Source organism: Azospirillum sp. TSO22-1 (assembly GCF_003116015.1).
In the GTDB taxonomy this organism is placed as follows: domain Bacteria; phylum Pseudomonadota; class Alphaproteobacteria; order Azospirillales; family Azospirillaceae; genus Azospirillum.
Genome location: NZ_LGQZ01000009.1, coordinates 1 through 26,781, shown reverse-complemented (window position 1 = coordinate 26,781; position 26,781 = coordinate 1). Strand labels below are relative to the sequence as shown.

The 26,781-nt window shown below is 71.4% G+C and carries 24 protein-coding genes, 3 tRNA genes and 1 pseudogene; 14 read left to right on the top strand and 14 right to left on the bottom strand.

Features of this window, described 5'->3' with window-relative positions:
* Positions 1–1,852 (bottom strand): annotated as a pseudogene (locus TSO221_RS02540) (NAD-glutamate dehydrogenase domain-containing protein); the annotation flags it as partial.
* A 241-nt stretch (positions 1,853–2,093) separates the two neighbouring features.
* Here TSO221_RS02540 and TSO221_RS02535 point away from each other — a divergent pair.
* From TSO221_RS02535 to TSO221_RS02525, 3 genes are all read left to right on the top strand, one after another.
* Complete coding sequence (locus tag TSO221_RS02535) at positions 2,094–2,300, top strand: hypothetical protein (protein WP_109116915.1); 207 nt, start codon at positions 2,094–2,096, stop codon at positions 2,298–2,300.
* 122 nt (positions 2,301–2,422) lie between these two features.
* On the top strand, positions 2,423–3,601 hold the full coding sequence (locus TSO221_RS02530) for a molybdopterin-binding protein (RefSeq protein WP_109116914.1): 1,179 nt from the start codon (positions 2,423–2,425) through the stop codon (positions 3,599–3,601).
* A gap of 27 nt (positions 3,602–3,628) precedes the next feature.
* Positions 3,629–5,584 (top strand): molybdopterin biosynthesis protein, encoded by a 1,956-nt coding sequence (locus TSO221_RS02525; RefSeq protein WP_109116916.1) that lies wholly within the window; start codon positions 3,629–3,631, stop codon positions 5,582–5,584.
* Positions 5,585–5,754: 170 nt separating this feature from the next.
* Here TSO221_RS02525 and TSO221_RS02520 read toward each other — a convergent pair whose 3' ends face one another.
* Positions 5,755–6,666, bottom strand: coding sequence for a pirin family protein (locus tag TSO221_RS02520; protein ID WP_109116913.1), 912 nt, complete (start codon positions 6,664–6,666; stop codon positions 5,755–5,757).
* 60 nt (positions 6,667–6,726) lie between these two features.
* On the bottom strand, positions 6,727–8,505 hold the full coding sequence (locus tag TSO221_RS02515; protein ID WP_109116912.1) for a monovalent cation:proton antiporter-2 (CPA2) family protein: 1,779 nt from the start codon (positions 8,503–8,505) through the stop codon (positions 6,727–6,729).
* 100 nt (positions 8,506–8,605) lie between these two features.
* On the opposite strand from TSO221_RS02515, the gene TSO221_RS02510 reads away from it, so the two are divergent.
* Entirely contained in the window at positions 8,606–8,830 is a 225-nt protein-coding gene (locus TSO221_RS02510) for a hypothetical protein (RefSeq protein ID WP_109116911.1), read from the top strand.
* A gap of 8 nt (positions 8,831–8,838) precedes the next feature.
* On the opposite strand, the gene TSO221_RS02505 is transcribed toward TSO221_RS02510, so the two are convergent.
* From TSO221_RS02505 to TSO221_RS02495, 3 genes are all read right to left on the bottom strand, one after another.
* A complete protein-coding gene (locus tag TSO221_RS02505; protein WP_109116910.1) occupies positions 8,839–9,090 on the bottom strand; it encodes a hypothetical protein in 252 nt (83 codons plus the stop codon).
* A 118-nt stretch (positions 9,091–9,208) separates the two neighbouring features.
* Positions 9,209–9,285: transfer RNA gene (locus TSO221_RS02500), tRNA-Asp, on the bottom strand.
* A gap of 2 nt (positions 9,286–9,287) precedes the next feature.
* Positions 9,288–9,362, bottom strand: a tRNA-Asn gene (locus TSO221_RS02495).
* 177 nt (positions 9,363–9,539) lie between these two features.
* On the opposite strand from TSO221_RS02495, the gene TSO221_RS02490 reads away from it, so the two are divergent.
* Positions 9,540–11,093, top strand: a complete 1,554-nt coding sequence (locus TSO221_RS02490) for a radical SAM protein (protein WP_109116909.1) — start codon at positions 9,540–9,542, stop codon at positions 11,091–11,093.
* 6 nt (positions 11,094–11,099) lie between these two features.
* On the opposite strand, the gene TSO221_RS02485 is transcribed toward TSO221_RS02490, so the two are convergent.
* The 3 genes from TSO221_RS02485 to TSO221_RS02475 all read right to left on the bottom strand — a co-directional run bounded on the left by TSO221_RS02485 (position 11,100) and on the right by TSO221_RS02475 (position 13,345).
* Positions 11,100–12,674: a tetratricopeptide repeat protein gene (locus TSO221_RS02485; protein ID WP_109116908.1), complete on the bottom strand. Its 1,575-nt coding sequence runs from the start codon at positions 12,672–12,674 to the stop codon at positions 11,100–11,102.
* A 61-nt stretch (positions 12,675–12,735) separates the two neighbouring features.
* Positions 12,736–12,811, bottom strand: a tRNA-Ala gene (locus tag TSO221_RS02480).
* 129 nt (positions 12,812–12,940) lie between these two features.
* Complete coding sequence (locus tag TSO221_RS02475) at positions 12,941–13,345, bottom strand: TIGR02300 family protein (RefSeq protein WP_109116907.1); 405 nt, start codon at positions 13,343–13,345, stop codon at positions 12,941–12,943.
* A gap of 245 nt (positions 13,346–13,590) precedes the next feature.
* Here TSO221_RS02475 and ggt point away from each other — a divergent pair, with 245 nt between their 5' ends.
* A complete protein-coding gene (ggt, locus tag TSO221_RS02470) occupies positions 13,591–15,366 on the top strand; it encodes a gamma-glutamyltransferase (RefSeq protein ID WP_247877890.1) in 1,776 nt (591 codons plus the stop codon).
* Between the two features lie 75 nt (positions 15,367–15,441).
* Here the strand turns inward: ggt and TSO221_RS02465 are convergent, their stop codons facing one another.
* Complete coding sequence (locus tag TSO221_RS02465; protein ID WP_109116905.1) at positions 15,442–15,957, bottom strand: hemerythrin family protein; 516 nt, start codon at positions 15,955–15,957, stop codon at positions 15,442–15,444.
* Between the two features lie 120 nt (positions 15,958–16,077).
* A complete protein-coding gene (locus tag TSO221_RS02460) occupies positions 16,078–16,269 on the bottom strand; it encodes a hypothetical protein (RefSeq protein WP_109116904.1) in 192 nt (63 codons plus the stop codon).
* A gap of 190 nt (positions 16,270–16,459) precedes the next feature.
* Here TSO221_RS02460 and aroA point away from each other — a divergent pair, with 190 nt between their 5' ends.
* From aroA to rpsA, 3 genes are all read left to right on the top strand, one after another.
* Positions 16,460–17,800: a 3-phosphoshikimate 1-carboxyvinyltransferase gene (aroA, locus tag TSO221_RS02455; RefSeq protein ID WP_109116903.1), complete on the top strand. Its 1,341-nt coding sequence runs from the start codon at positions 16,460–16,462 to the stop codon at positions 17,798–17,800.
* Positions 17,797–18,474: a (d)CMP kinase gene (cmk, locus tag TSO221_RS02450; RefSeq protein WP_109116902.1), complete on the top strand. Its 678-nt coding sequence runs from the start codon at positions 17,797–17,799 to the stop codon at positions 18,472–18,474. The genes aroA and cmk overlap by 4 nt, the downstream gene beginning before the upstream one ends.
* Before the next feature lie 153 nt (positions 18,475–18,627).
* Positions 18,628–20,334 (top strand): 30S ribosomal protein S1, encoded by a 1,707-nt coding sequence (gene rpsA, locus TSO221_RS02445; RefSeq protein ID WP_109116901.1) that lies wholly within the window; start codon positions 18,628–18,630, stop codon positions 20,332–20,334.
* 73 nt (positions 20,335–20,407) lie between these two features.
* On the opposite strand, the gene TSO221_RS02440 is transcribed toward rpsA, so the two are convergent.
* Positions 20,408–22,099, bottom strand: a complete 1,692-nt coding sequence (locus TSO221_RS02440; RefSeq protein WP_109116900.1) for a HAMP domain-containing methyl-accepting chemotaxis protein — start codon at positions 22,097–22,099, stop codon at positions 20,408–20,410.
* Positions 22,100–22,345: 246 nt separating this feature from the next.
* Between TSO221_RS02440 and ihfB the strand changes: the two genes are divergently transcribed.
* From ihfB to TSO221_RS02425, 3 genes are all read left to right on the top strand, one after another.
* Positions 22,346–22,630, top strand: coding sequence for an integration host factor subunit beta (gene ihfB, locus TSO221_RS02435; RefSeq protein ID WP_109116899.1), 285 nt, complete (start codon positions 22,346–22,348; stop codon positions 22,628–22,630).
* Positions 22,631–22,660: 30 nt separating this feature from the next.
* Entirely contained in the window at positions 22,661–23,050 is a 390-nt protein-coding gene (locus TSO221_RS02430; RefSeq protein ID WP_109116898.1) for a lipopolysaccharide assembly protein LapA domain-containing protein, read from the top strand.
* A gap of 64 nt (positions 23,051–23,114) precedes the next feature.
* Entirely contained in the window at positions 23,115–24,071 is a 957-nt protein-coding gene (locus TSO221_RS02425) for an ornithine cyclodeaminase family protein (protein WP_109116897.1), read from the top strand.
* A gap of 7 nt (positions 24,072–24,078) precedes the next feature.
* Here the strand turns inward: TSO221_RS02425 and TSO221_RS02420 are convergent, their stop codons facing one another.
* Positions 24,079–24,651, bottom strand: a complete 573-nt coding sequence (locus tag TSO221_RS02420) for a hypothetical protein (protein ID WP_146208678.1) — start codon at positions 24,649–24,651, stop codon at positions 24,079–24,081.
* Between the two features lie 131 nt (positions 24,652–24,782).
* Between TSO221_RS02420 and pyrF the strand changes: the two genes are divergently transcribed.
* Together pyrF and TSO221_RS02410 are read left to right on the top strand one after the other, a co-directional pair.
* The gene (pyrF, locus tag TSO221_RS02415) at positions 24,783–25,490 is read left to right on the top strand and encodes an orotidine-5'-phosphate decarboxylase (RefSeq protein WP_109116895.1); all 708 of its coding nucleotides are present in this window, start codon (positions 24,783–24,785) and stop codon (positions 25,488–25,490) included.
* On the top strand, positions 25,487–26,131 hold the full coding sequence (locus TSO221_RS02410) for a phosphoribosylanthranilate isomerase (RefSeq protein WP_109116894.1): 645 nt from the start codon (positions 25,487–25,489) through the stop codon (positions 26,129–26,131). Before pyrF ends, TSO221_RS02410 begins: the two co-directional genes overlap by 4 nt.
* Before the next feature lie 22 nt (positions 26,132–26,153).
* Here the strand turns inward: TSO221_RS02410 and TSO221_RS02405 are convergent, their stop codons facing one another.
* Positions 26,154–26,522: a hypothetical protein gene (locus TSO221_RS02405; protein ID WP_109116893.1), complete on the bottom strand. Its 369-nt coding sequence runs from the start codon at positions 26,520–26,522 to the stop codon at positions 26,154–26,156.
* Positions 26,523–26,781: the final 259 nt, after the last annotated feature.

Sequence of the window (26,781 nt, the reverse complement as noted above, 5' to 3'; positions counted from 1 at the left end):
TCCACACCGGGGTGGGGTGGGAGGCGGGGGTGACCTCAAAGGGCTGCTCGGTGATCACCTTGAGGTCCATGTGCTCGAGCATGGGGAGCACGTCGGACAACGGCACCGGCCGGCCCTCGTGGTAGATCTTGAAGTGCAGCTCGGCCGGCTCCGCCTCCAGCGGCCGGTACAGGTTGATCCCCAGCCGCCCGGTCCGCACCGCCGCCTCGATCCGCTCGATGTCGTGAACCGCAGCCTCCGCGGTGAACGCCTCGCGGTAGCTGGTCGGGAAGGCCTGGATGTAGCGCACGGTCAGTTCGCCGCCGGCCTCGTCGCCCCTGGCGTCGACCAGCGCGTCCTTCAGCTGGTCGGTCCAGTCGCGCGCCGCCTGCACCAGCCGCGCCTCGATGTCGGCCACGGCGTAGGCCGGCGTCCCGCCCGTTTCGGTCCTGATGATGAAGTGGATGCGCGCCAGCACGCTTTCCGCCAACTGGGTGTAGAAGGCGGTGCAGCTGCCGTTCAGCGCCGACTCCAGGATCGTCTGCATGCGCCGCCGCAGCTCGGTGTCGTAGCGGTCGCGCGGCACGAAGACGAGGCAGGAGGCGAAACGGTCGAACGGGTCGCGCCGGATGAACAGCGCGAGGCGCTGCCGCTCCTGCAGATGCAGGATGCCGAGCGCGGTGTCGTACAGCTCATCGACGCTGGCCTGGAACAGCTCGTCGCGCGGGTAGGTCTCCAGGATGTTGAGCAGCGCCTTGCCGTCGTGGCTCCTGGGATCGAAGCCGGCGCGCTCCACCACCGCGGCGACCTTGCGGCGCACGAAGGGGATGTCGCGTGGGGACCGGTTGTAAGCGGCGGAGGTGAACAGCCCGACCACCATCCGCTCGCCGACGATCCGCCCTTGCGTGTCGAAGCGCTTCAGCAGCACCACGTCCATGTGCACCGGCCGGTGCACGGAGGAGCGCTTGTTGGCCTTGGTGACCATCAGCGCGCGCGGGGCCCGCAGGAACTCCCGCACGTCCGGCGCCAGCGACTGATAGTGGCGCAGCCCGTCGAACACCGTCACGTCGTCGTCGCGCAGGATGCCCAGCCCGCTGTCGGGGAGCTGGTTCAGCAGCGGCTCGCCGCCCTCCGGGCGCGGTTCGAAGCGGTACTCGCGGTAGCCCAGGTAGGTGAAGTGGTCGGCGTCCACCCAGCGCAGGAACGCGTCGGCCTCCGCCACCTCGTCGGCGGGCAGCGTTGCGGCGGTGGCCTGGACCTCGTCCAGCGCCGCGTGCACCTCGGCGCGCATGGCGCGCCAGTCGGCGACGGCGGCGCGCACCGCGACCAGCACCCGTTCGAGCCCTTCGCGCACCCGCTCCAGAGTCGCCGCGTCGGAGCGCGCGTCGACCTCCACGTGCATGAAGGATTCCGGGCTGGCGCCGTCCGCCTCCGCCTCCGGTTCCATCAGATCGGTGATGCGGCCGTCGGCGTCGCGCGCCACCCGCACCACCGGGTGGATGACGAGGTGCACGGTGAGGCCCTGGTGGTTCAGCTCGGCGGCCACCGAGTCGACCAGGAACGGCATGTCGTCGTTGACGATCTCCACCACCGTGCGCGGCGACTGCCAGCCGTGCTCCTCGACGCGCGGGTTGTAGACGCGCACGGCCGCGCGGCCCGGCGCGCGGCGCTGGCCCCACTGCCACATGGCGATGGCGGCGCCGTACAGCTGGTCGGCGGGGGCCTGGACGATGTCGTCCGGCGGCACGTTGGCGTAGAACTGCCGCACGAACCGCTCGGCCAGATCGACCCGGCTGCGGTCGAGGCGCCCGCGCACCTGGCGGACCACCTCCTCGGTCAGCTCGTCCTTGAGCTGCTCGGCACGGAGCGCCATGGCCTGTCCTCCCCAAACCCTTTTATCGTTCCCTTGAGGGTAGCCGATCCCCGGCGCCTGACAAGCGTGCCTGCGCTCTATCCGCCATGCGCCGGACCGGCGCCGCGGGCTCGGCGATTCGGCATATTCCCGCATTCCGTGCTAATGTGAGGAAAATTGAACGGATGACGATACCAAAGCAGGAGGGCCCCGATCCGTAATCATCCGCGACGGCCGGCCACGGCTGGCGCATAGTCGACGCATGGACCGCCATCACCACACGCATCGCTCCCACTACGAGGCCGTCATCAGCGAGGACGGGATGGCGTGGGACGTGATCGACTCGGCCAGCCAGGAGATCGTGCTGCTCAATGACCTTCCCCAGACGGGGCTGCCGGAGTCCGTCGCGGTGGAGATCGCCGAGACCCTCAACGCCATCGTCCGCATCCCGGCGAACCAGTGGCACTGACCCGCTTGGCTCTTGCGCTCCGCCGGGCTCCGGTGATAGGATTTTAGTCCCGGTTCGGGTGGCCGGCCGGTCGGACCGATCGAACGAAACACCCTCCGCACAGTGTTTCATGGTGTTTCACGGTGTCTCATCCGCCCCCGCATCTCCCCGACGTCCGCGGCCGCGGCTTCGCCGCGCGCAGCGCCCTGTCCGATGCCGTCCGCTGGCTGGAGTCCCGCACCCTTCCGCTGCCCGCCGAGGCGGTGCCGCCGGCCGAGGCCGCCGGCCGCGCGCTGGCGGCGGAGGTCGCCGCGCCCGCCGACCTGCCGCTCGCCGACCGTGCCGCCCGTGACGGCATGGCGGTGGCGGCCGAGGCGACGCTCGGCGCCGGTGGCTACACCCCGATCCTGCTGATCGGGGCCCAAGCGGTGCCGGTCTCCTCGGGCGAACCGCTGCCGCCGGGCGCCGACGCCGTGCTGCCGGTCGAGGCGGCGCAGCCCTCGCCGCTCGGCGTCGAGGCGCTGGACGCGCTGCCCGCCGGCAGCGGCGTCGAGCGCCGGGGCGAGCAGGCGCGGGCCGGCGCCGTGCTGCTGCCCGCCGGCCGGGTGCTGCGCCCGCAGGACGTCGGCCTGCTGGCCGGGCTCGGGGTGGAGCGGGTGGCGGTGGTGCGGCGCCCGCGCGTCCGCGTCCTGCTGGCCGGCGGCCCGCGCGGCGGGCATGAGGCGGACGCGGCGCTGCTGTCGGCGCTGGTCCGGCGCGACGGCGGGGTGCCCGAGGTGCGCGGGCCGTTCGGCCGTGCGGACCTCACTGACGCGTTGCGCGCGCCCGGCGCCGACCTCCTGCTGGTCTGCGGGCGCACCGGGCTGGGCGCCGACGACGAGGCGCCGCTGGCGCTCGCCGATGCCGGCACGCTGGCGCTGCATGGCCTGGCGCTGCGGCCCGGCGATTCGGCGGGGTTGGGTCGGGTGGGCGACGTGCCGGTCGTGCTGCTGCCCGGCGAGCCGGCGGCGTGCGCGACCGTCTACGACCTGCTGGCCGGCGGCGCCGTGCGCCGGCTGGGCGGCCGGCCGGCGGGGCTGCCCTACGCGGTCCGGCGCGTGGCGGCGGCGCGCAAGCTGGTCTCCGAGATCGGCTTCGCCGAGGTCTACCGTGTCCGCGTCACCGATGCGGGCGCCGAGCCGGTGGCCTCCGCCGCCGTGCCCGGGCTGGCGGCGCTGGCGCGCGCCGACGGCTTCGTGCTGCTGCCCGCGCAGAGCGAGGGCGTGCCGGAAGGCGCCGAGGTCGCCGTGTGGATGTACGACGCCCCGGCCGAGGCGCTATGATGGCGCCCGGATAACGGTGTGGAGGCCATGGTGTCCAACGAGGACGTCCGGCAGTTCGTGCAGCAGGCGGCGCGCCAGCAGCAGTTTCTCAAGGTGGCGGGCCGCGACGAGGCGTGGGAGCGCTGGCGTGCCGCGCTCGACCTGACGCCGCGGGGCGAGGAGCGGGTGCCGCTCGCCGCCGCCCGCGGCCGGGTGCTGGCGCGCGACGTGGTGGCCGGCGTCGACGTGCCGGGCTTCGACCGGTCGAGCGTGGACGGCTTCGCCGTGCGCGCCGCCGACACCGCCGGGGCCGGCGAGCACGCCCCGGCGCTGCTGACGCTGAACGGCGAGGTGCTGTCGGCCGGGGCGCAGCCGCGCCTGGAGGTGACCCCTGGCACCGCCACCGTGATCGCCACGGGCGGTATGCTGCCGCGCGGCGCCGACGCCGTGGTGATGGTCGAGCACACCGAGACCCGCGCCGAGGGCGGCGCCCTCACGGTGGAGATCCGCAAGCCGGCGGTGCCCGGCGGCTTCGTGGCCGCCGCCGGATCCGACATCGGCCGCGGCGAGACGGTGCTGCGCCGCGGGCAGACGCTCAGCTCGCGCGAGGTCGGCGTGCTGGCCGCCATCGGGCTGGCCGAGGTGGACGTGCTGCGCCGGCCGCGCGTGGCGATCCTCTCCACCGGCGACGAGATCGTGGCGCCCGGCCAGCCGATCCGCCCCGGCGCGGTGTACGATTCCAACGCCGCCATCCTGTCGGCGGCGGTCGAGGAGCTGGGCGGCGAGCCGGTCCGCCTCGGCGTCAGCCCGGACGACGAGGCGACGCTGGAACGCCTCGTGGCGCAGGGGCTGGAGTGCGACGCGCTGGTGCTGTCGGGCGGCACGTCCAAGGGGGCGGGCGACCTGTCCTACCGCATCGTCAGCCGCCTCGACGACCCCGGCGTGCTGGTGCACGGCGTGGCGCTGAAGCCCGGCAAGCCGCTCTGCCTCGCGGCGACCAAAGGCAAGCCGGTGGTGATCCTGCCGGGCTTCCCGACGTCGGCCGTCTTCACCTTCCACGAGTTCGTGGCGCCGGTGATCCGCGCGCTCGCCGGCCTGCCGGAGGCGGCGAAGGAGAGCGTGGTGGCGACGCTGCCGATGCGCGTCGGCTCGGAACGCGGGCGCATGGAGTTCGTCATGGTCTCCCTGGTGCAGGGGGACGGGGGGCTGGCGGCGTACCCGCTGTCGAAGGGCTCCGGCTCGGTCACCGCGTTCAGCGCGGCGGACGGCTTCGTCGCCATCGGCGAGCACGCCGAGGCGGTGGAGGCCGGCACGCCGATGTCCGTCCACCTGATCGGCGGCAACCGGCTGGCCGACCTGACGGTGATCGGCAGCCACTGCGTCGGCCTCGACGCCATCGTCGGCCGGCTGATCGTCGAGGGGCTGACCGTCAAGGCGCTCAACGTCGGCAGCATGGGCGGCCTCACCGCCGCGAAGCGCGGCGAGTGCGACGTCGCCGCCGTTCATCTGATGGACCCGGCGAGCGGCGTCTACAACCGCCCCTTCCTGACGCCGGAGCTGGAGTTGGTTCCCGGCTACCGCCGCCTGCAGGGCGTGGTCTTCCGCCCCGGCGACGCGCGGTTCGAGGGCAAGGCGGGGGCCGAGGCGGTCGCGGCCGTGGCGGCCGACGCCGGTTGCCTGATGGTCAACCGCAACGCCGGCAGCGGCACCCGCATCCTCACCGACCGCCTGCTGGGCGGGGCGAAGCCGGCCGGCTACTGGACGCAGGCGAAGTCGCACAACGCGGTGGCGGTGGCGGTGGCGCAGGGCCGCGCCGACTGGGGCGTCGCCATCGAGAGCGTGGCGCAGTTGTACGGCCTGGGCTTCCTGCCGCTGCAGGAGGAGCACTACGACTTCCTCATTCCCCGGGCGAAGCTGGAGCGCGCGCCGGTGCAGCGCTTCCTGGCGGCGCTGGAGGATCCGGAGGTGAGGAAGGCGCTGGAGGGGCTGGGGTTCGGGCGGTGAGGCGCACACTTGCCCCCACCCCATCCCTCCCCCGCTCTCGGCGGATTGAAGATCCGCCTGCCGCGTCAGCGCAAACCAGAGGTTTGCGCGAGAGCTTCGCAGGGGAGGGGGTAGAGCGGCGGAGTTCCCTCCCCTGCGAAGCGGGGGAGGGTTAGGGTGGGGGCAATACGTTACGGCTCCTTCGCCACCATCCCCGGCTTCTTCTCCTCCGGCAGCGGGATGAACTCCGTCTCGCCGGGCACCGGGGTGAAGCGGCCGGCCTTCCAGTCGGCCTTGGCCGCCTCGATGCGGTCCTTGGAGCTGGAGACGAAGTTCCACCAGATGTGCCGCGGCCCGTCCATCGGCTCGCCGCCCAGGACCAGCACCCGCGCCGCCGTCTCCGTCTCGACGGTGATGGCGTCGCTCGGCCGCAGCACCAGCAGCTGCCCGGCCTCGAAGCGGTCGCCGTTGATGACCACCGTGCCGGCGGCGACGTACAGCGCCCGCTCCGCGACCTCCGCCGGGACCGGCAGGCAGGCGCCGGGGTTCAGCTGGGCATCGACGTACAGCGTCTCGGTGAAGGTCTTCAGCGGCGAGCGCTCGCCGAAGGCCGACCCGGCGATGATCCGCACCCGCTTGCCCTCGCCCTCCAGGACCGGCAGCGCCTCGGCCGGCAAGTGGACGAAGCCGGGGTCGGCCTCCTCGTGCGTCTTCGGCAGGGCCATCCACGACTGGATGCCGAACACCCGCTGCCCGGTGCGCCGGGTCTCGTCGGAGCTGCGCTCGGAATGGGCGATGCCGCGCCCCGCGGTCATCCAGTTGACCGCCCCCGGCCGGATCGCCTGGACCGAGCCGACGCTGTCGCGGTGCAGGATCTCGCCCTCGAACAGGTAGGTCACGGTGGCCAGCCCGATGTGCGGGTGCGGCCGGACGTCGAGCCCCTCGCCGGGCGGCAGCTCGCCCGGCCCCATCTGGTCCCAGAAGATGAAGGGCCCCACCATGCGCCGCTGCGCCGAGGGCAGGGCGCGCCGCACCTCGAACCCGCCGATGTCGTGCGTGCGCGGCACCACCACCGTCTCCAGCCATTCCCGCGGACCGTCCATGACCTGCCTCCCTGGTTTGCCAAGGGAAAGGTGGGGCGGCGGCGGCGGACGGCCAGTCGCTCAGCGCTCCGGCCGGTCGGCCTCGAACAGCGACTGCAGCTCCAGCGCGGCGTCGCGCGAGGTCTGGATCAGCCGCTGCTCGTCGTGGTGCACGGCGTGCTGGCGCTCCAGCGTGCGCTCGTCGTGGGCGCGGAAGGTGTCGAGCGTCTGGCGCGACTCCTCCGCGTCCACGCCCATGGCGGTGAGCACCCGCTCGGTCAGCTCCAGGCTGGACAGGAAGGTTTCGCGCACGATGATCGTGACGCCACGGTCCATCAGCAGGTGGGCGTGACGGCGGTTGCGGGCGCGGGCGGCGATGGTCAGGTGCGGGAACAGGCGCTGCGCCATGTCCACCACCGTCAGGTTCTGCTCCATGTCCTCCAGCGCCACCACCAGCACCTTGGCGCTGTCGGCGCCGGCGGCGCGCAGCAGCTCGGGCCGCGTCGGGTCGCCGTAGAACACCTTGTTGCCGAAGCGGCGCACGAAATCGACCTGGGCGGCGCTGTGCTCCAGCGCGGTGAAGGGGATGCGCTTCAGGCGCAGCACGCGCCCGACGATCTGCCCGACCCGGCCGAAGCCGCAGATGATCACCGGCGCCGCGTCCTCCGCCGGGATGGTGTCGAAGGCGCGCGCCGGCTTGCCGCCCAGGCGCGGGACCAGCCAGCGCTCGGCCGCCGCGAACAGGAACGGCGTGACGATCATCGACAGCGTCACCACCAGCATGGCGGTGTTGGCCGCCTGCTGGCCCATGACGCGCTCGCCCACCGCCTGGGCGAACAGGACGAAGCCGAACTCGCCGCCCTGCGCCAGCACCGCGGCCATGCGCACGGCGCCGCGCGGGGTGTTGCCGGCGAAGCGGGCGAGGCCGAAGACCACCGCCGCCTTCACCGCCACCAGCGCAAACGTCAGCGCCAGCATCCGCCCCGGCGACGCGGCGAAGCCCGCCACGTCGGCCGACACCCCGACCGAAACGAAGAACAGGCCGAGCAGCAGGCCCTCGAAGGGCTCGATGTCGGCCTTCACCTCGTGCCGGTACTCCGAATCCGACAGCAGCACGCCGGCCATGAAGGCGCCCAGCGACATGGACAGCCCGGCCGCCTCGACCAGCGCGCCGGTGCCCAGCACGATCAGCAGCGCGCTGGCGGTGAAGATCTCGGGCGTCTTGGCGGCGTCCACCAGCCGGAACACCGGGCGCACCAGCAGCCGGCCGCCGACCAGCACCAGCGCGATGGCGCCCGCCGCCTTGGCCACCGCCAACCACGCGCCGGGGCCGGTGGGCACCGCCTCGCCGCCGTCGCCCAGCAGCGGCAGCAGCGCCACCAGCGGGATCACCGCGAGGTCCTGGAACAGCAGGATGGAAAAGCTGTCGCGCCCAGCGTGCGAGGACAGCAGGTCGCGCTCGGCCAGCAACGGCAGCACGATGGCGGTGGAGGACAGCGCCAGCCCGGCGCCCAGCGCCGCCGCCGCGTTCGCCGGCAGGCCCAGCGCCAGCGCCGCCCCGCCCAGCGCGGCGGCGGTCAGCACCACCTGCCCGCCGCCCAGCGCGAACACCGACTTGCGCATCACCCACAGCCGCTGCGGCCGCAGCTCCAGCCCGATCAGGAACAGCAGCATGACGACGCCCAGCTCGGAGACGTGCGCCATGCTCTCCACGTCGGTGATCAGTCCGAGCCCGCTCGGCCCGATGGCGAGCCCCGCCGCGAGGTATCCCAGCGGGCTGCCGAAGCCCATCCGCTTGGCCAGCGGCACCGCCAGGACCGCGGCGGCGAGCAGCACGATGGCCGTGTGGAGGATCGGCATGCGGGAAGGCTCCATCCTGGACGCGACGGTTACAGCGGAGACATCGTGCGGAAACACGGGCCGGCTAGTCTCACTCTTCCGCCGATCACGAGCACCTGCAATGCGCAACCTGAGCCGCGCGGTCTTCGACGACGCCATCGAGATGACGCTGCGCAGCGACCGGCTGAGCGACGCGCAGAAGGCCGGCCTGCTGGCGCGGCTGCGCGAGATCCGCGACGGCTTCTGTGACAAGGGCGCGGAATGCGACCACTGCCCGGCGCGCTGCGCCTGCGAGGAACTGGTGCGCCGCGCCTTCGCCGGCGAACCGGACCGTCTGGTCGGCTGACCGGCCGGCTACTTGCTGCCGCAACCGCAGCCGCAGCTGCGCCCCTCCTGCACCTGCACGCGGATCTCGCCGCGGGCGTAGGCCAGCACGAGGTCGAGCGGCAGGCCGATCGCCTCGGCGGCGTCGCCCAGCGTCACCTCGCCGGGCAGGCCGGCGCCGGGGCCGAAGCCCGGGTGCAGCGTCGCCAGGCGCGCGATGGCCTGCGGGTCCTGCTTGGTCACGGTGTCCAGGCGGGTGGCGGCGGCGAACTCGATGCTCATGGATGTCCTCTCCGGCGAAACGGGGCCGGCCGTTCTTGCACCGGTGGGAGCCCACCGGCGTTGATCCGCATCAAATCGTTCGATCGGGAGAAATGCCTTCTCCCCGGGGAGGGGAGAATGGCGCGAGTGACGGGACTTGAACCCGCGGCCTCCGGCGTGACAGGCCGGCGCTCTAACCAACTGAGCTACACCCGCGCTGGCTCCGGCGGTAGGATTCGAACCTACGACCAACGGATTAACAGTCCGCTGCGCTACCGCTGCGCCACGCCGGAAGAGAGCGCGCTTATACGGGCGTGCCGCGGGCTTGGCAAGGGGGAAATTTCGGAAAAATGCACGCCCGCCCCTGCGAACCCCCTCGGGGACCGGAAAACGGAGCGGATTGATCGGTTGTTAACCTTGTTGCCCTACCCTAAGCCGCTCACGCACCCCTTTCGGGAAGTGGTCGGCCGATGAAGATCCTGTTCGTCAACCCCAGCCTGCGACCGAAGGCGCCGCACCGCTACCTGCCGGTGGGGCTCGGCTACGTCGTCACGGCGGTCAAGCTGGCGGGGTTCTCGTTCGACATCCTGGACATCGACGCGGCGGACCATACCGACGACCAGGTCGAGGCGGCGCTGATGCGCGGGCGTTACGACGTGATCGCCGTCGGCTCGATCGTCACGCATTACCGCTGGGTGCACTGGCTGATCCACACCGCCAAGCGGCACAACCCCGGCGCCACGGTGATCGTCGGCAATTCGGTGGGCTCCTCGATCCCGGAGATCCTGTTCCACACCACGCCGGTGGACGTGGTGGTGCTGGGCGAGGGCGACATCACCACCGTCGAGGTGCTGGAGGCGCTGCGCGACGGCCGGCCGCTCGGCGCCATGGCGGAGCCGCCGACCCCGGTGCCGCACGACAACGGGCCGTACCCGGCCTGCCTGAAGGGCGTCGGCGTGCCCGGCATCGTCTTCCGTGACGGCCAGGGCCGGATCCTGCACAACGGCCGCCGCGCCGCCGCCAAGGCGGTGGACGATCTGCCCTGGCCGGACTGGGACCTGTTCGACGTCGAGACCTACCTGCGCCGCGCCCGCGGCACGGTGCACGAGACGGTCAACCGCTATCCCCTCGAGGAGGCGCGGGTGATGCCGGTGAACACGGCGCGCGGCTGCGTCTTCAAGTGCACCTTCTGCCACTACGTGTTCTGGCACGACCCGTACCGCCACCGCAGCGCCGAGTCCGTGATCGCCGAGATCAAGCATCTGCAGAAGAAATACGGCGCCAACTACATCAACTTCTGGGACGAGCTGTCCTTCCACAAGCTGGCGCCGGCGGAGAAGTTCCTCGACGCGCTGGACGCCGCCGACCTCGGCATCCACTACACCGCCGCGGTGCGCTCCGACCTGCTGGGCCAGCCCGACACGCCGTACGAGGACCGCCTGCGCGTGGCGAAGAAGTTCGCTCGCACCGGCTGCGTGTCGCTGGGCTTCTCGCTGGAATCCGGCAACGACGAGATCCTCGAGGCGATGAACAAGCGGGTCAACGCCGCCTATTTCCGCGAACAGGTCCGCGTGCTGCGCGAGGCGGGAGTGGTGTGCAGCACCAGCGTGGTGGTCGGCTACCCGCAGGAGACGCCGGAGACGCTGGCCGACACCTTCCGCATGTGCGAGGAGACCAAGGTGTACCCCAGCGTCGGCTACCTGCTGCCGCTGCCGGCCACCGGCATGTGGAAGCACGCGCTGGAGAACGGCCACATCGCCGACCCGCACCAGTTCCTGATCGACGTGACCGAGCGCCAGGACCTGGTGATGAACATGACCAGCATGGCGGACGACCAGTTCCAGGGCGAGGTGAAGCAGGGCCTCAGCCACCTGAACGAGGTGCTGAACTGCCAGCTGGACGAGAGCACGCTGATCCGCACCGGCGGCTACCAGAAGCACGGCCGCAACCAGAAGGCCGAGGTCTTCCGCCAGCGCAACGCCACCGACACGCTGAACTTCGCCAACATGACCGGCGCGGTCTGACGCCCGTCACCGCTTCAGGCGGGCCTCGATCCGCGCCGCGACCTCGCCCACGACGCCTTCCGGCCAATAGCGGCCGGGAGCCGAGGCGACCGGTTCCAGGGCCGGCTCCACGAGGTCGCGCCCGTCGGTCAGCGCCACGAAGTAGGGCGATTTCATCAGCACCAGGGTGGGAATGCCGAGCCCGGCCGATATCCGGGCGATGGAGGTCAGCGCGGTGACCACCAGGTCCATGTTCGCCAGCGCCGCGGCGGTTCCGTCGATGTCGTCCCAGAGGTCGAGGTCCGGGAACCGGGTGACCGCGATGCCCACCGTCCGCGGGGCCTGCGCGACTTCGCTGTCGACGTCGCCGTGCTGGAAGCAGCAGGCGTGCACCGGCCCGTCCGCGACCCGGGAGAGGGCGTCGAAGATCGGCCGCCATGTGTTGAGCGGCAGGTACTCTGGCGAACGCTCCCGGCCGAAGAGCGGGGAGCGCCAGCAGATGCCGACGCGCAGCCCCGGCCCCATCGCCTCCAGCCGCGCCCGCCACTGATCGGCCAGGACGGGGTCGGGCGCGAGGACCGGCGCCACCGGTCCGCCGACCACCGTGTCCCACAGGAACCGCGGCAGGCTGCCGGCCTCGATGTACCGGTCCGCGCCGTCCGGCTCGGTCCGGCTTTCGCCGACCGCGTGCCATATCCCCTCGCGCCGTTCGACCCGCAGGGGGCGGACGGTCACCTGGGGAAGGCTGCGGGTGATCAGCGAAACCAGCTTGGGCGCCACTTCCAGCGTCACGCGGCCGGCCTGCGCGGCGGCCTCGCGGACGAAGGGCAGCAGCCAGAGCTGGTCGCCGATGCCCTGCTCGCCGCAAACGAAGAGGTGCCGGCCGGCCAGCGGCTCCCCCTGCCAGCGCGGGCAGGCGACGGCGCGGACGACGTGGTTCCGGCCGTCGGGATGCAGGCGCCCCTCGTACTGCGCCCAGCCCTCGGCGAACCGCCCGAGGGACAGCAGCGAGCGGGCGAGGTTGTAGCGGAGCGATGCGTCGTCCGGCACCAGCGCGATGGCCCGGCGCAGCAGCGCCACCGCGCGCTCGTGCTCGTCCGTGCCGACGGCATCGGCGACCAGCGCCTCGGCGAAGTTGACGTAGCTGGCGGGTTCGTCCGGCTCCAGCGCGATGGCGCGGGCGTAGGCCCGCTTGCCGAGATACGGGCTGCCGGCAAGGAAGGCGGCGTTGCCGAGACCGGCCCAGGACGACGCCACCTCCGGATGGCGCGCGAGGATGTCGCGGAAGGCGACCACCGCGTCCGGCGCGCGGCCGACGCCGCTCAGACAGTTGGCCCGGTTGTGCAGGACGGGCAGGGCGTCCGGCAGGGCGGCGGCCAGGGCGTCGTAGATCGCCAGTGCGTCGGCCTGCAGGTCGAGCTGGCGCAGCACGCCGGCGATCTCGAACAGGAACTCCGGATCGTCGCCCTTGGCGGGAAGCGCCGCCTGGAACGCGTCGAGCGCGCCCCGGAGGTCGCCCTCGCCGCAACGCCGGCGCCCCAGCGCGACCAACTCGTCGGCACTCCCGGAGGAGTTGGTGGACGCTCCGCCTTCGTTCTGCACTGCGGCCTCTTCCAGCGGAAAGCCGAAGGGCCCGGCGATCGCTCGCCGAGCCCTTCGAATTTGGTGGAGCCAAGGAGGATCGAACTCCTGACCTCTACAATGCCATTGTAGCGCTCTCCCAGCTGAGCTATGGCCCCGAAACCCTGGGCGGCTGCCTTGCTTCCGTTGGAAGCCGGCGGCCTCGGTGGAGCGGGATATTCGTCAGGTCGGGGTCCCATTGCAAGGGGAAAATCTTCCCCGACCTCACTTTTTTCCCGCCGCCCGGTTCAGCGCTCTTCCTCGTCCTCGCCCTCGACGTCGACGACCTCGTCCATGTCGTCCTCGCCCAGTTCGGAGGTGTCCTCGATGAGGACGTCGTCCTCGTCCTCGGCCACCTCGTCGGCGTCCTCCTCGATGTCCTCGACGGCGACGTCGTCCTCGACCTCCTCGAGATCCGCGACGTCCTCGTCCCCGCGCTCGACTTCGGCCTCGTCCTCATCGACCCCCACCGGCACCTTCTTGGCGGGCAGGTCGTCCACCGGCGCCGGCCGCGCGCGGCGCGACTTCAGCAGCGCTTCGGGATCGAACGTCGTGCCGCACGACGGGCACACGGGCGGGTCCTTGCGCAGATCGTAATAGCGCGCGCCGCAGTTCGGGCAGATGCGCTTGATGCCCCATTCCGGCTTCGCCACGCCAAGTCCTCCGCTTTCCCATGGAATCCGTTAAGGGCGGCCCTTTGCCATGGCGGCGCCCCGATGTCAAAAAAAAGTTCAACCACCAACCGCGGCTGCGCGCAACCCCTTCCGAGAGCCGCGGGGCACGCGTAAGCTCGACTCCCAATGGCGGCCAGAGACACCGCCCCGCCGGCCGAAGGCCGGGTAAGCATACCCGACCGGCCAGGAGCCGGGCGACACATATGATGGGAATGGGAGGGTTCGTGAAGTCCCAATTCGCTCCCGGCTGGCGACTCCTCGCGGGCGCCGGCCTCGTCGCGCTGCTGCCGCTGTCGGCGGTCGCGCAGACCACCACCGCTCCCGCCGCCGGTATGCAGACGCCGGAAGGCGCCACCGGCCGCACGGCGCGCACGCTGGGCACCGCCGCCAAGTACATGGCCGCCGCCGCCAACCCGCTGGCCGCCGAGGCCGGCCGCGAGATCCTGCGCGCCGGCGGCAACGCGGTGGACGCCGCCATCGCCACCCAGCTGGTGCTGGGGCTGGTCGAGCCGCAGAGCTCCGGCATCGGCGGCGGCGCCTTCCTCGTCTTCTACGACGGCAAGGCCGGGAAGCTCACCACCTACGACGGCCGCGAGACGGCCCCGGCGGCGGCCAGGGCTGAGCGCTTCATGGGCGCCGACGGCAAGCCGATGCCGTTCTACGACGCGGTGGTGGGCGGCCGGTCGGTCGGCGTGCCGGGTACCGTCAAGCTGCTGGAGGCCGTTCACAAGGCGCACGGCAAGCTGCCCTGGCCGCGCCTGTTCGAGCGCGCGGTGAGGCTCGCCTCCGAGGGCTTCACGGTGAGCCCGCGCCTGAACGGCCTGCTCGGGCAGGAGAAGTACCTGGCGAAGAACGACCCGAAGGCCGCCGCCTACTTCTACCAGCCGGACGGCACTCCGAAGCCGGTCGGCTTCCTGCTGCGGAACCCGGAGTACGCGACCACCCTCCAGGCCATCGCCGAGAAGGGGGCGAGTGCCTTCTACGAAGGGTCGGTCGCCGCCGAGATCGTCCGGACCGTGACCTCGCACGCCGCCAACCCCGGCGACATGACCGAGGCCGACCTCAAGGCCTACCAGGTCAAGGAGCGCCCGGCGGTGTGCGGCACTTACCGCGTCTACACCATCTGCGGCATGGGCCCGCCCAGCTCCGGCGCGGTGGCGGTGCAGCAGATCCTGGGCGCGCTGGAGCCGGTCGACATGGCGGCGCTCAAGAACGCTCCGGTCGAGGCGGCGCACCGATTCGCCGAGGCCGGGCGGCTGGCCTTCGCCGACCGCGGCCAGTACCTCGGCGACCCCGACTTCGTGAAGGTGCCGGTCAAGGGCCTCATCGATTCCGGCTACATCCAGAGCCGCGCCAGGCTGATCGACCCGGCCAAGTCCATGGGCAAGGCCAATCCCGGCGACCCGCCGTTCCAGCAGGGCGCCCGGATGGGCGCATCGGAGGGGATCGAGAAGGGCACCAGCCACATCGCGATCATCGACTCGGATGGCAACGCCGTCTCGATGACAACCACCATCGAGGACCAGTTCGGCGCCCGGCTGATGACCCGCGGCTTCCTGCTGAACAACGAGCTGACTGACTTCGCGCTCAATCCCGTGGAGAACGGCCAGCCGGTCGCCAACCGCGTCGAGGCCGGCAAGCGGCCGCGCAGTTCGATGGCGCCGACCATCGTGTTCAAGGATGGCCGGCTCTACGCGGTGGTCGGCTCGCCCGGCGGCAGCGCGATCATCAACTACGTCGCCAAGACGCTGGTGGCGCTGCTCGACTGGGACATGGACCCGCAGCAGGCGGTGGACCTTGCCAACTTCGGCAGCCGCAACGGCCCGACCGAGCTGGAGAAGGGCACCGAGGCGGAGGCCTGGGCTCCCGCGCTGGAGGCCAAGGGGCACCCGGTGAAGGTGCTGGAGCTGACCTCCGGCACCCAGGCGATCCTGGTGACCCCCGCCGGCCTGACCGGCGGCGCCGACAGCCGCCGCGAAGGCGTGGCGGTGGGGGATTGATCCTCAAGCTCCCTCCCCCAGCCCCGCTGGGGGAGGGGAGGGGAGGGGTGGGGGCAACGGTCTATCCGGGAATCGTCAGGCCAAGCTCATCGGCGTGCGCGCCTCCCGGATCGGCCGCTGCCCCCACCCAACCTCCCTCAGCGGGGCTGGGGGAGGGGTTTTGGCTTTCGCCCTCCGGAACCGGTGCCCGACCTTTCCGGTGCGGCAGAAGTCGGCGATCATCCGGTCGTCCTCCAGGATGTGCGACACCAGCCAGTGCGCCAGCACCGCGAAGAAGGTGCCGCCGTGCCAGGGGTGCCAGCGTCTCGCCACCCGGGTCCGCCACGCCTCCACCTTCGCCGCCAGTTCACGGTGCTGCCGGCGGTGCTCGGCCAGGAGGGGATAGCGGATGGCCTCCATCAGTTCCTCCTCGCGGGCGAAGTGCTCGCCGGCGTAGCGGGCCATCTCCTCGACGGCCGCGGCCACCACGGCGCGCTCGCGCCGGGCCTCGGCATCGGCCAGCCGGTTCAGGATCTCGAACAACCGTTGATGGTCCTGGTCGATCCGGGCGTTGCCGACCGACAGGAACGCGCTCCACTCGACCCGCTGCATGCCTCCGCCCCCCTTGGATCAGCAGATGATCGAGGTGAATTTTACAGGAAATTTACACACAATCACACGACCGTCGGGCGCGACACACTGTCCCTGATGCGTGCGCCCGGCGGGAGTCCTTCAGGATGGCAGCCCATCGCTCGACTCGGTGAAGACCACCACCGCCGTGCCGCTCTGCACCACGACGTCGGCGTAGCTGGCGTGGCCGGCCATCGTCTTGCGCCAGCGGCTGGGGGCGCCGAGGAATTCGAACCCCTGCTCGGTCAGGTAGCGTTCCGCCTCCTGGCGGGAGGGGAAGCGTCGCGTTCGCATGGGCTCCTCCCGCTCGGACCGTTCGATGCGTGTATTTTAGCATTCGGTCCTGTATGACGCCGGTTGAGCAAGATGGTTACGGCCTTGACGCCACCGGGGCACCCCGCCGGGCCTCGCATCGCCCGAACGGCTGTGCTAGGAACTGCGCCCAACCCGCCCCGCCCCTGATTTCGGCCAAGGACCCAGACCCATGCAGGCGAAGCCGCTGCGCTCCTCGTCCGCCGGCGCCCTCACGGGCACCGTGCGCGTGCCCGGCGACAAGTCGATCTCGCACCGCGCGCTGATGTTCGGCGCCCTCGCCATCGGCGAGACGGTGGTGCACGGCCTGCTGGAGGGGGAGGACGTGCTGCACACCGCCGCCGCGATGCGCGCGCTGGGTGCGAGCGCGGAGCGCGGCGCCGACAACGTCTGGCGCGTGCGCGGCGTCGGCGTGGGCGGCCTGAAAGAGGCCGCGCAGGTGCTCGACATGGGCAACAGCGGCACCGCGGCGCGGCTGCTGGTCGGCCTCGTCGCCGGCCACCCGATCACCAGCTTCTTCACCGGCGACGCCTCGCTGAACAAGCGCCCGATGGCGCGCGTCATCACGCCGCTGGAGCAGATGGGCGCCTCCTTCGTCAGCCGCGCCGGCGGCCGGCTGCCGCTGGCCGTCATCGGCCGCGACGACCTGGTGCCGGTCACCTACCGGCTGCCGGTGCCCTCGGCGCAGGTGAAGTCGGCGGTGCTGCTGGCCGGGCTCAACACCGCCGGCGTCACCACGGTGATCGAGGCCGAGCCGACCCGCGACCATTCCGAGCTGATGCTGCGCCACTTCGGCGCCACCGTGACCACCAAGGAGACCGAGGACGGCGCGCTGGCCGTGTCCATCACCGGCCAGCCGGAGCTGACCGGGCGCGAGATCTTCGTCCCCGCCGACCCCAGCTCGGCCGCCTTCCCGGTGGTGGCGGCGCTGCTGCGTCCCGGTTCGGAGGTGCTGCTGCGGGACGTCGGCATGAACCCGCGCCGCACCGGGCTGTACGACACGCTGCTGGAGATGGGCGCGGATATCGGCTTCGAGAACCGCCGCGACCAGGCCGGCGAACCGGTCGCCGACCTGCGGGTCAAGGGCGGGACGCTCAAGGGCGTGGTGGTGCCGGCCGAGCGGGCGCCGTCGATGATCGACGAGTACCCGGTGCTGGCCGCTGCCGCGGCGTGCGCGCAGGGAACCACCGTCATGCTCGGCCTCAAGGAGCTGCGCGTGAAGGAGAGCGACCGCCTCGCCATGGTCGCCGAGGGCCTGACGAAGTGCGGCGTGAAGGTCGAGGTCGGCGCCGACGACAGCCTGACCGTGCACGGCACCGGCGCGCCGCCGCAGGGCGGGGCGACGGTCGCCACCGCCATGGACCACCGCATCGCCATGAGCTTCCTGGTGCTGGGCACCGCCACCGCCGAGCCGGTGCAGGTGGACGACGGCACCTTCATCGAGACGAGTTTCCCCGGGTTCGTGGATCTGATGAACGGGCTGGGCGCGAAGATCGGAACGGTGGCCCCGTGAGCAGCGTCGTCATCGCCATCGACGGCCCCGCCGCCAGCGGCAAGGGCACGCTGTCCAGGCGCGTCGCCGAGGCGCTGGGCTTCGCGCACCTCGACACCGGGTCGCTCTATCGCGCGGTCGGCGTCGCCGTGCTGCGCGCCGGCAAGGACCCGGCGGACGCCCATTTCGCCGCGCAGACCGCCCGTGCGCTGCACCCCGAGGACGGCATCCTGAACGACCCCGAACTGCGCTCCGACGAGGCCGCCGAGGCCGCCTCCAAGGTCGCCGTGGTGCCGGAGGTGCGCGCGGCGCTGCTCGACTTCCAGCGCGGCTTCGCGGCGTGCCCGCCGGGCGGCCTGCCCGGAGCGGTGCTGGACGGGCGCGACGTCGGCACGGTCGTATGCCCCGACGCCACGGTGAAACTGTTCGTTACCGCTTCGGTGGAGGTGCGCGCCGACCGGCGACTCAAGGAGTTGCGGGATCGGGGGATTCCGGCTATACCGTCCGACGTCCTGGAGGACATGAAGGCTCGTGATGCGCGCGACAGTCAGAGGGCGGTTGCCCCGCTCCGACCGGCTGGCGACGCTTTTGTGCTTGATACGTCCGCGCTGACCGCCGACCAGGCGTTCGACGCGGCCCTAGCCCTTATCGGCAGCAAGACCGGTGTCGGCCCCCTATCAGCGCTTGGGCGCTAAGGCGCGCGGGCGGGCTTCAGGCTTCTCCAAGGAAAAACATCAACCCAAGTCGCCGGGCGTGGGGCCCGGCGCGGCGGACCGTTTCGGACCCGAACCCATTTTGCCGTGGGCCGGGGCTGGCGGACCGCTCTCTGCGCAACCTTAGGAGTTTCAATGGCACAAGCAATGGCCCACACCGGCGGCAAGGAAAGCTTCGCGGCGCTCCTGGAAGAGTCGCTGGGCACCTCCGAGTCCCTGGAGGGCACCGTCGTCAAGGGTCGCGTCATCGCGGTCGAGAACGACATGGTGACGATCGACGTCGGCCTGAAGTCGGAAGGGCGCGTTGCGCTCAAGGAATTCGCCGTCGCCGGGCAGGCGCCCGAGCTGAAGGCGGGTGACACCGTCGAGGTCTACCTGGAGCGCATGGAAGACAAGAACGGCGAGGCCGTCCTGTCCCGCGAGAAGGCGAAGCGCGAAGAGGCGTGGACCCAGCTCGAGAAGGCGTTCAACGACCAGCAGCGCGTCACCGGCGTGATCTTCGGCCGCGTCAAGGGCGGCTTCACGGTCGACCTGAACGGCGCCGTGGCGTTCCTGCCGGGTTCGCAGGTGGACATCCGTCCGGTCCGCGACATCAGCCCGCTGCTCGGCACGCCGCAGCCCTTCCAGATCCTCAAGATGGACCGCTCGCGCGGCAACATCGTGGTGTCGCGCCGCGCCGTGCTCGAGGAGAGCCGTGCGGAGGCCCGTTCGGAGCTGGTCGCCAACCTCAAGGAGGGCCAGGTCCTCCAGGGTGTCGTCAAGAACATCACCGACTACGGCGCGTTCGTGGATCTGGGCGGTGTCGACGGCCTGCTGCACGTCACCGACATCGCGTGGCGCCGCATCAACCACCCGTCCGAGGCCCTGCAGATCGGCCAGACCGTCACGGTCCAGGTCATCCGCTTCAACCCGGAGACCCAGCGCATCAGCCTCGGCATGAAGCAGCTCGAGGCCGATCCGTGGGAGGGCGTGGAAGCCAAGTACCCGGTCAGCGCCCGCTTCAAGGGCCGCGTGACCAACATCACGGACTACGGCGCCTTCGTGGAGCTGGAGCCGGGCATCGAGGGCCTGGTGCACGTGTCCGAGATGAGCTGGACCAAGAAGAACGTCCACCCGGGCAAGATCGTCTCCACCTCCCAGGAGGTCGAGGTGATGGTGCTCGACGTGGATCCGCAGAAGCGCCGCATCTCGCTGGGCCTCAAGCAGTGCCTGGACAACCCGTGGGAGACCTTCGTCGAGAAGTACGGCCCGGGCACCGAGATCGAGGGCGAGGTCAAGAACATCACCGAGTTCGGTCTGTTCGTCGGCCTGCCGGGCGACATCGACGGCATGGTGCACATGTCCGACCTCGACTGGAACAAGTCGGGCGAGGAAGCCATCGCCGAGTTCAAGAAGGGCGACCGCGTCAAGGTCAAGGTGCTGGACGTTGACGTCGAGAAGGAGCGCATCTCCCTCGGCATCAAGCAGCTCGGCTCCGACCCGTTCGAGTCGGCCACGGCCGGCCTGAAGAAGGGCGAGGTCGTGACCTGCACCGTGACGCAGGTGACGGACGGCGGCATCGAGGTTTCGGTGGGCGAGGGCTTCACCGGCTTCATCCGCAAGTCGGACCTGTCGCGCGAGCGCTCCGAGCAGCGCCCCGAGCGCTTCGCCGTGGGCGAGAAGGTCGACGCCAAGGTCACCCAGATCGAGCGCAGCTCCCGCCGCATCTCGCTGTCCATCAAGGCCCGCGAGATGGAGGAGGAGAAGCAGGCGATGGCCGAGTACGGTTCGTCCGACTCGGGCGCCTCGCTGGGCGACATCCTGGGTGCGGCGCTGAAGCGCAAGCAGCAGGGCGAGGAGTAATCCTCGACGCCTTCGGGTACGGAATGGGCCGCCGCGGGAAACCGCGGCGGCCTTTTTCGTTTTATTTGTGGTGCTATGCCGCCCGCACGCCGATCAGGAACGCGTCCACCTCGTACTTCAGCGCCTCGGCCTGTCTGGTCAGGTCGCCGGCGGCGCTGCGCACCTCGTCGGCGGCGCTGCGGGTGGTCTCGGCGGCGTGGGTCAGTTCGCCGACGTCGCTCGTCACCTGGCGCAGGCCCAGCGCCGCTTCCTGGACGTTGCGCGCCACCTCGGCAGTGGCCGCGCCCTGCTGGTCAACGGAGTCGGCGATGGCGGCGCTGATGGCGTTCACCTCGCCGATGGTGCCGACGATGGTGCGGATCGCCTCCACCGCGCTGGTGGTCGCGGTCTGCATGGCGGCGATCTGCTGGGCGATCTCGCCGGTGGCGCGGGCGGTCTGGCTGGCCAGCGCCTTCACCTCGCCGGCGACCACCGCGAAGCCCTTGCCCGCATCGCCGGCACGGGCGGCTTCGATCGTGGCGTTCAGCGCCAGCAGGTTGGTCTGCTCGGCGATGTCCTGGATCAGCCCGACCACCTCGCCGATGCGCGCCGCGGCGTCGGACAGGCTGGCGACGGTGGTGTCGGTCTGCTGCGCGCGTTCGGCGGCCACGGCGACGATCTGGCCGGAGCGGCCGACCTGCGCGGCGATGCCGGCGATGGCCGAGGCGATCTGCCCGGTCGCGGCGGCGATGGTGTCGACGCTGCTGGAGCTCTGCGACGAGGCCGAAGCGGCGCTGGAGGCGCGCTGGCTGGTCTCGTCCGTGGTGCCGGCCAGCCGGACGGCGTTGCCGCGCAGCTGCGTCGCCGAACTGGCGACCGACTCGGCCACCGTCTTCACCGCGCTCTCGAACCGGTCGGCCAACTGCGCCATGGCGTCGCGGCGCTCGCGTTCGGCGCTTTCGCGCGCCGCGGCGGCGTCGGTCTGCAGGCGCACCATCTCCTCGGCGTTCCGCTTGAAGACTTCCGCGGCGCGGGCCAGCGCACCGATCTCGTCGGTCTTCTCCACGCCCGGGATGACGGTGTCGCGGTCGCCGGCCGACAGGCGGGTCATGGCGGCGGTGATGCCGTTCAGCGGCCCGGTGACGCCGCGCCGGACCAGCGGCACCGCGACCAGCAGCACACCCAGCACCGCCGCCCCAGCCATGCCGCCGAACACCCAGCGCGCCTGCGTGTGAAAGGCCTCCAGGTCGGCCACCACCGTGGCGATCCGCTCCGCCGTGTGGGCGGTCAGCGTCTCGACCTCGCGGTTGAGCGCCTGCCGGGTGGCGCGGTTGGCGTCGTTGTCGCCGAAGGCGCGGGCGGCGGCGGCGCCGTCCTTGCGGCCCAACTCGACCAGTTCCCGGCGCATGGCGATGAACTGCCGGACGTTGCGTTCGGCGGCGGCGAAGCGGGCGTCCGCGTCCGCGCCGGCCAGTGCCTTCCACTCCGCCAGCAGGCGACCGAGCGCGTCGAGGTTGGCGAGCAGCGGCTTGGCGAAGGCTTCCACGGTCGCCGGGCTGTCGGCGATGTAGATGCCGCGCGAGTCCATGACGATGGCCAGGATGGCGGCGTTGACCCGCTCGCCGGTCTGGGCGCTCTGCGCCGCCGTCTCGATGCGGTAGACCCGCTCCTGGTAGAGCCCCAGCGCGTGCCACGCCAGCAACGCGATGGCCACCGCGATGGCGCACAGTGTGCCGAGAAGCGCGTAGACCTTCGACCCCACCCCGAAACCGTGACCCCGGCCCATTGCCGCCTCCGGTTTTTATTGCAGCGCACAATTAGCCAGATGGGCTGACCTATTTGCGCGTCAACGGCCGGGAAGCAAAATTCATCGCGCCGTCATGCCCGGCCACCCGCCGTGCGGCACCGTGCCCTTGCGGAAAGCACTTGTCCCCGAACGCCTTACCTTGACGCCGCCCGCGTCCCTTGGCAGGCTTCGGAGCGCAACGTCGCGGGCCAACCCGTGCGCACATTCCGGGGGAAACCAGGGGCCATGACCAAGTCCGAGCTGATCCTGCGCCTCGCCGAGCGCAACCCGCACCTCTACCAGCGCGATATCGAGAAGATCGTCGGCACCATCTTCGACGAGATCGGCGACGCGCTGGCGCGCGGCGACCGGGTCGAGCTGCGCGGTTTCGGCGCCTTCTCGGTCAAGCGGCGCGACGCCCGCCAGGGGCGGAACCCGCGCACCGGCGAAGCCGTTGCTGTCGGCGAGAAGTACGTCCCCTTCTTCAAGACCGGGAAGCAGCTGCGCGACCGCCTCAACACCGACGAATGACCGACACCGAAGACTAAGGAACACCTGCCCGTGCGTTATCTCACCTGGATCGTCACCCTGCCGATCGCCCTGTTCGCGGTTCTCTTCGCCATCTCCAACCGCGAGCCGGTGGTCTTCGCGCTGTGGCCGACCCCCTTCACCCTGGAGGCCCCGGCCTACCTGGCGACCCTGCTGGCGCTGCTGGTCGGCTTCGTCGCCGGCGGCTTCATCGCCTGGGCCAACCAGCACCGCAACCGTGCCCGCGCCCGCCGCGCCGAGGACCGCGTGTTCTACCTGGAGCGTGAACTGCAGGAGACGCAGACCCGCGCCGCCGCCGCCGAGAAGCGGGTGGCCGAGCTGTCGCAGCCGGTCTCCGGCCAGCCGCGCGCTGCGCTGCCGGCCATCGGCAACGCCGCCCCGCAGGCACCGACGGTGCACTGAGGTGTTGAACCGGGAGTGGCGCCGCTTCGGCGGCGCGTCTTCCGGCTGACCAGGGGAGATCCCCATGCGCACCATCGGCGCCGCCGAGCTGAAGACCGTCCTGCACCACCGCATGCTGATCGAGCGGCTGCGGCAGACCTTCCGCGCCGGGGTCGAGGTGCCGCTGCGCCATCACCACACGGTGAAGACCTACGGCGAGAACGACGCCACGCTGCTGCTGATGCCGGCGTGGGAGATCGGGCGCACCATCGGCATCAAGATCGTCACCGTCTTCCCCGACAACGGCGCCAAGGACCTGCCGGCGGTGCAGGGCTCGTACCTGCTGCTCGACGGCAAGACCGGCGTGCCGCAGGCGCTGATCGACGGCCCGGCGCTGACCAAGCGGCGCACCGCCGCCGCCTCGGCGCTCGCCGCCACCTATCTGGCGCGGCCGGACGCCGAGCGGCTGCTGGTGGTCGGCACCGGCGCGCTGGCGCCGGAGCTGATCGAGGCCTACACCACGGTGCTGCCGATCAAGCATGTGTTGGTCTGGGGCCGCAACCCGGAGAAGGCGCAAAAGATCGCCAACCGCTTCCACCGCCCGAAGTTCCGCATCCAGGCCACCGACGACCTGGAGGGCGCGGTCAAGGGCGCGCACGTCATCTCGTGCGCCACGCTGTCCAAGCAGCCGCTCATCAAGGGCGAGTGGCTGCAGGAGGGCCAGCACCTCGACCTGATCGGCGGCTTCACGCCGGAGATGCGCGAGGCCGACGACGACTGCGTCCGCCGCTCCCGCGTCTTCGTCGATACCCGCGAGGGGGCATGCAAGGAGGCTGGCGACATCGTGCAGCCGCTGGCGTCCGGCGTGCTGACGCCCGACGATATCGCCGGCGACCTCTACGACCTGACGCGCGGCGAGCGCGCCGGGCGGCGCTTCTACGACCAGATCACGCTGTTCAAGTCGGTCGGCACCGCGCTGGAGGACCTCTGCGCCGCCCAGCTGGCGGTCGAGATGGTGCTGCACAACGACACGATACGATAACCGCCGCTCACGCCCGCGGCACGATCTCGACCACGTCGCACAGCGTCACGCCCCCCGGCGTCACGATACGGCTCAGGCGGCCGTAGAGCGGCGTGCCCGGTTCGACCGCGCCGTGTTCGGCGGCGACCGCGTCGGCCTCCAGGCGGAAGAAGGCCAGCGGCTCGGCGGCGAAGGCGATGCCGTGGTCGGCGAGCAGCCGGCCGAACGGCACGGCCGCGGCGCGCAGGGCGCCGTGCAGCGCGGCGGGCAGGGCGGGCAGCGCCATGCGGATCACCGCCAGCTCCACCGGGGTGCCGTCGCCATCGCCGCTGAGGGTGTGCAGCACGCTGGCGCGGGTGAGGGTGTCGGCGTCCTCGGCGTGGGCCAGCCGGCGCACGCCGAGCGGGCCGGCCCAGTGCGCCTCCAGGCGCAGCGTCATGCTGCCGGTGTGGTCGAGCAGTGGGCGCACGGCGGCGGGCAGGGCGTCGGCCGGCACGATGGCGCAGGCCGGCGGCTCGCCGCCCAGGCGCTGCCACCAGGGGCCGAGCAGGGCGGCCAGCCGGGCCGCGGCGTCGCCGCCGCTTCGCATACCGTCCGCCATCCACCGCTCCGTCCCGTGCCCGTGGTTCTGCGGCTTGTCCTAGAGGATGCCGCGCGGGGGTTCAAGTCCCGGAGCGGACCGTGCTAGGGTCGGCCGGCAACACCGACACTCCGCGAACACGAGGCCACCGCATGACGTCCGCCGCCGACCGCATCTTCTGCGCCGTCGACACCACCGAGTTGGATGCCGCCCAGGCGCTGTGCCGGCAACTGGCCGGGCTGGTCGGCGGCGTCAAGCTGGGGCTGGAGTTCTTCGTGGCGCACGGCCCGGCCGGCGTGCGCGCGGTGATCGGCGAGGACGGGCCGCCGCTGTTCCTCGACCTCAAGCTGCACGACATTCCCAACACGGTGGCCGGCGGCGTGCGCGCGGCGCTGCCGCTGAAGCCCGCCTTCATGACCATCCACACCTCCGGCGGCCCGGCGATGATGCGCGCCGCGGTCGAGGCGGCGGCACAGGCCGGCGTGCAGCGCCCGAAGATCCTCGGCGTCACCGTGCTGACCAGCATGGACGACGGCGACCTGGAATCGGTCGGCCAGCGCACCCCGGTGGCCGAGCAGGTGGTCCGCCTCGCCACCGTCGCCAAGGCATCCGGGCTGGACGGCGTCATCTGCTCGCCCAACGAGGTGGCGGCGATCCGGCGGGCGTGCGGGCCGGACTTCGTGCTGATGGTGCCGGGCATCCGGCCGGCCTGGGCGGCGAAGGGCGACCAGAAGCGGGTGATGACTCCGGCCGAGGCGCTGGCCGCCGGCGCCGATCATCTGGTCATCGGCCGCCCGATCACCGGCGAGGCCGACCCGGCCGCCGCCGCGCGGCGCATCGTTGAGGAGATTGACGGATGAGCGTTCCGGTCAAGATCTGCGGGCTGAGCGAGCCGGAAACGCTGCGCGCCGCCCTCGACGGCGGGGCGCGCTGGATCGGGCTGGTGTTCTACCCGCCGTCGCCGCGCTCCGTGGCGCCGTCCCTGGCGGCGGAGCTGGCGCGCATGGTGCCGACGGCGGTGCGCACGGTCGGGCTGTTCGTCGATGCCGACGACGCCTTCCTCGACCACGTGGTCAGCCAGGTGCCCTTCGACCTGCTGCAGCTGCACGGCAAGGAGACGCCGGAGCGCGTCGCCGCCATCAAGGCGGCGTTCAGCATCCCGGTGATGAAGGCGATCAAGGTCGGCGGCCCGGAGGACCTGGAGCGCGCCGGCGACTACGCGGCCGTCGCCGACCGCCTGCTGTTCGACGCCAAGCCGCCGGCCAAGGTGTCGGCGCTGCCGGGCGGCAACGGCATCGCCTTCGACTGGACGCTGCTGAGCGGGCGGATGTGGTCCAAGCCGTGGATGCTGTCCGGCGGGCTGAACGCCGGCAACGTCGCCGAGGCGGTGCGCACCACGGGGGCGCCGGCGCTGGACGTCTCCTCCGGCGTCGAGGACCGGCCGGGCCACAAGGACCCGGCATTGATCCGCGCCTTCCTGGAGACCGCGGCGGCCCTTTAGCGGGCCGCCGCGTTCAGGGGCGTCAGTCGATCGCGGCCGTGGTCTCGCCGGTGCTCTTGTTCCAGCGCAGCGTGACCTTGGAGATCTTGCAGAGGTTCAGGGCTTGCCAGACGGCGGTCTCGCCGTCGTCGTAGGCCACCTTCATGTCCCACTTGCAGGTCTTCTCGCCCTTGGCGAACTTCAGCTCGAACGACTCGCCGTCGTTCAGCACGTCGCGGCCCAGGACGTCTTCTTCCCAGGAGTTGTTGTTGGCTTCGGAGACGTGCAGATGCTTGATCGGGTAGCCGGTCTTGTTGACCACCTCGAAGTCCTGGTCGCCGGCAAAGGCCGGAGCCTGCGTGAGGAAGAAGGCCGCGGTCGCGGCGGCGACGATGGCAATCTTTGCTTTCATTAGTGGAGTCTCCCGCAGAATGTGAATTGTTCTCGTCCCGTAACGATGGGAGAGATAACGAATTCAAGTCAAATACAAACCATTCGGCGGTCCAGGCTGCTTGTGACTGGCTGTTGACAGGCTGTTGACGGGGGCGATCGATCTCACGATGGTCCCATGGCCGGTGGACGCGGTTGCGTATAGTATGGCGGGCGACCACAACCCGCCTGTCCTGGCTGCCGGGAGGCTCATGACCGAACCGAACGAAACGCTCTCCCCC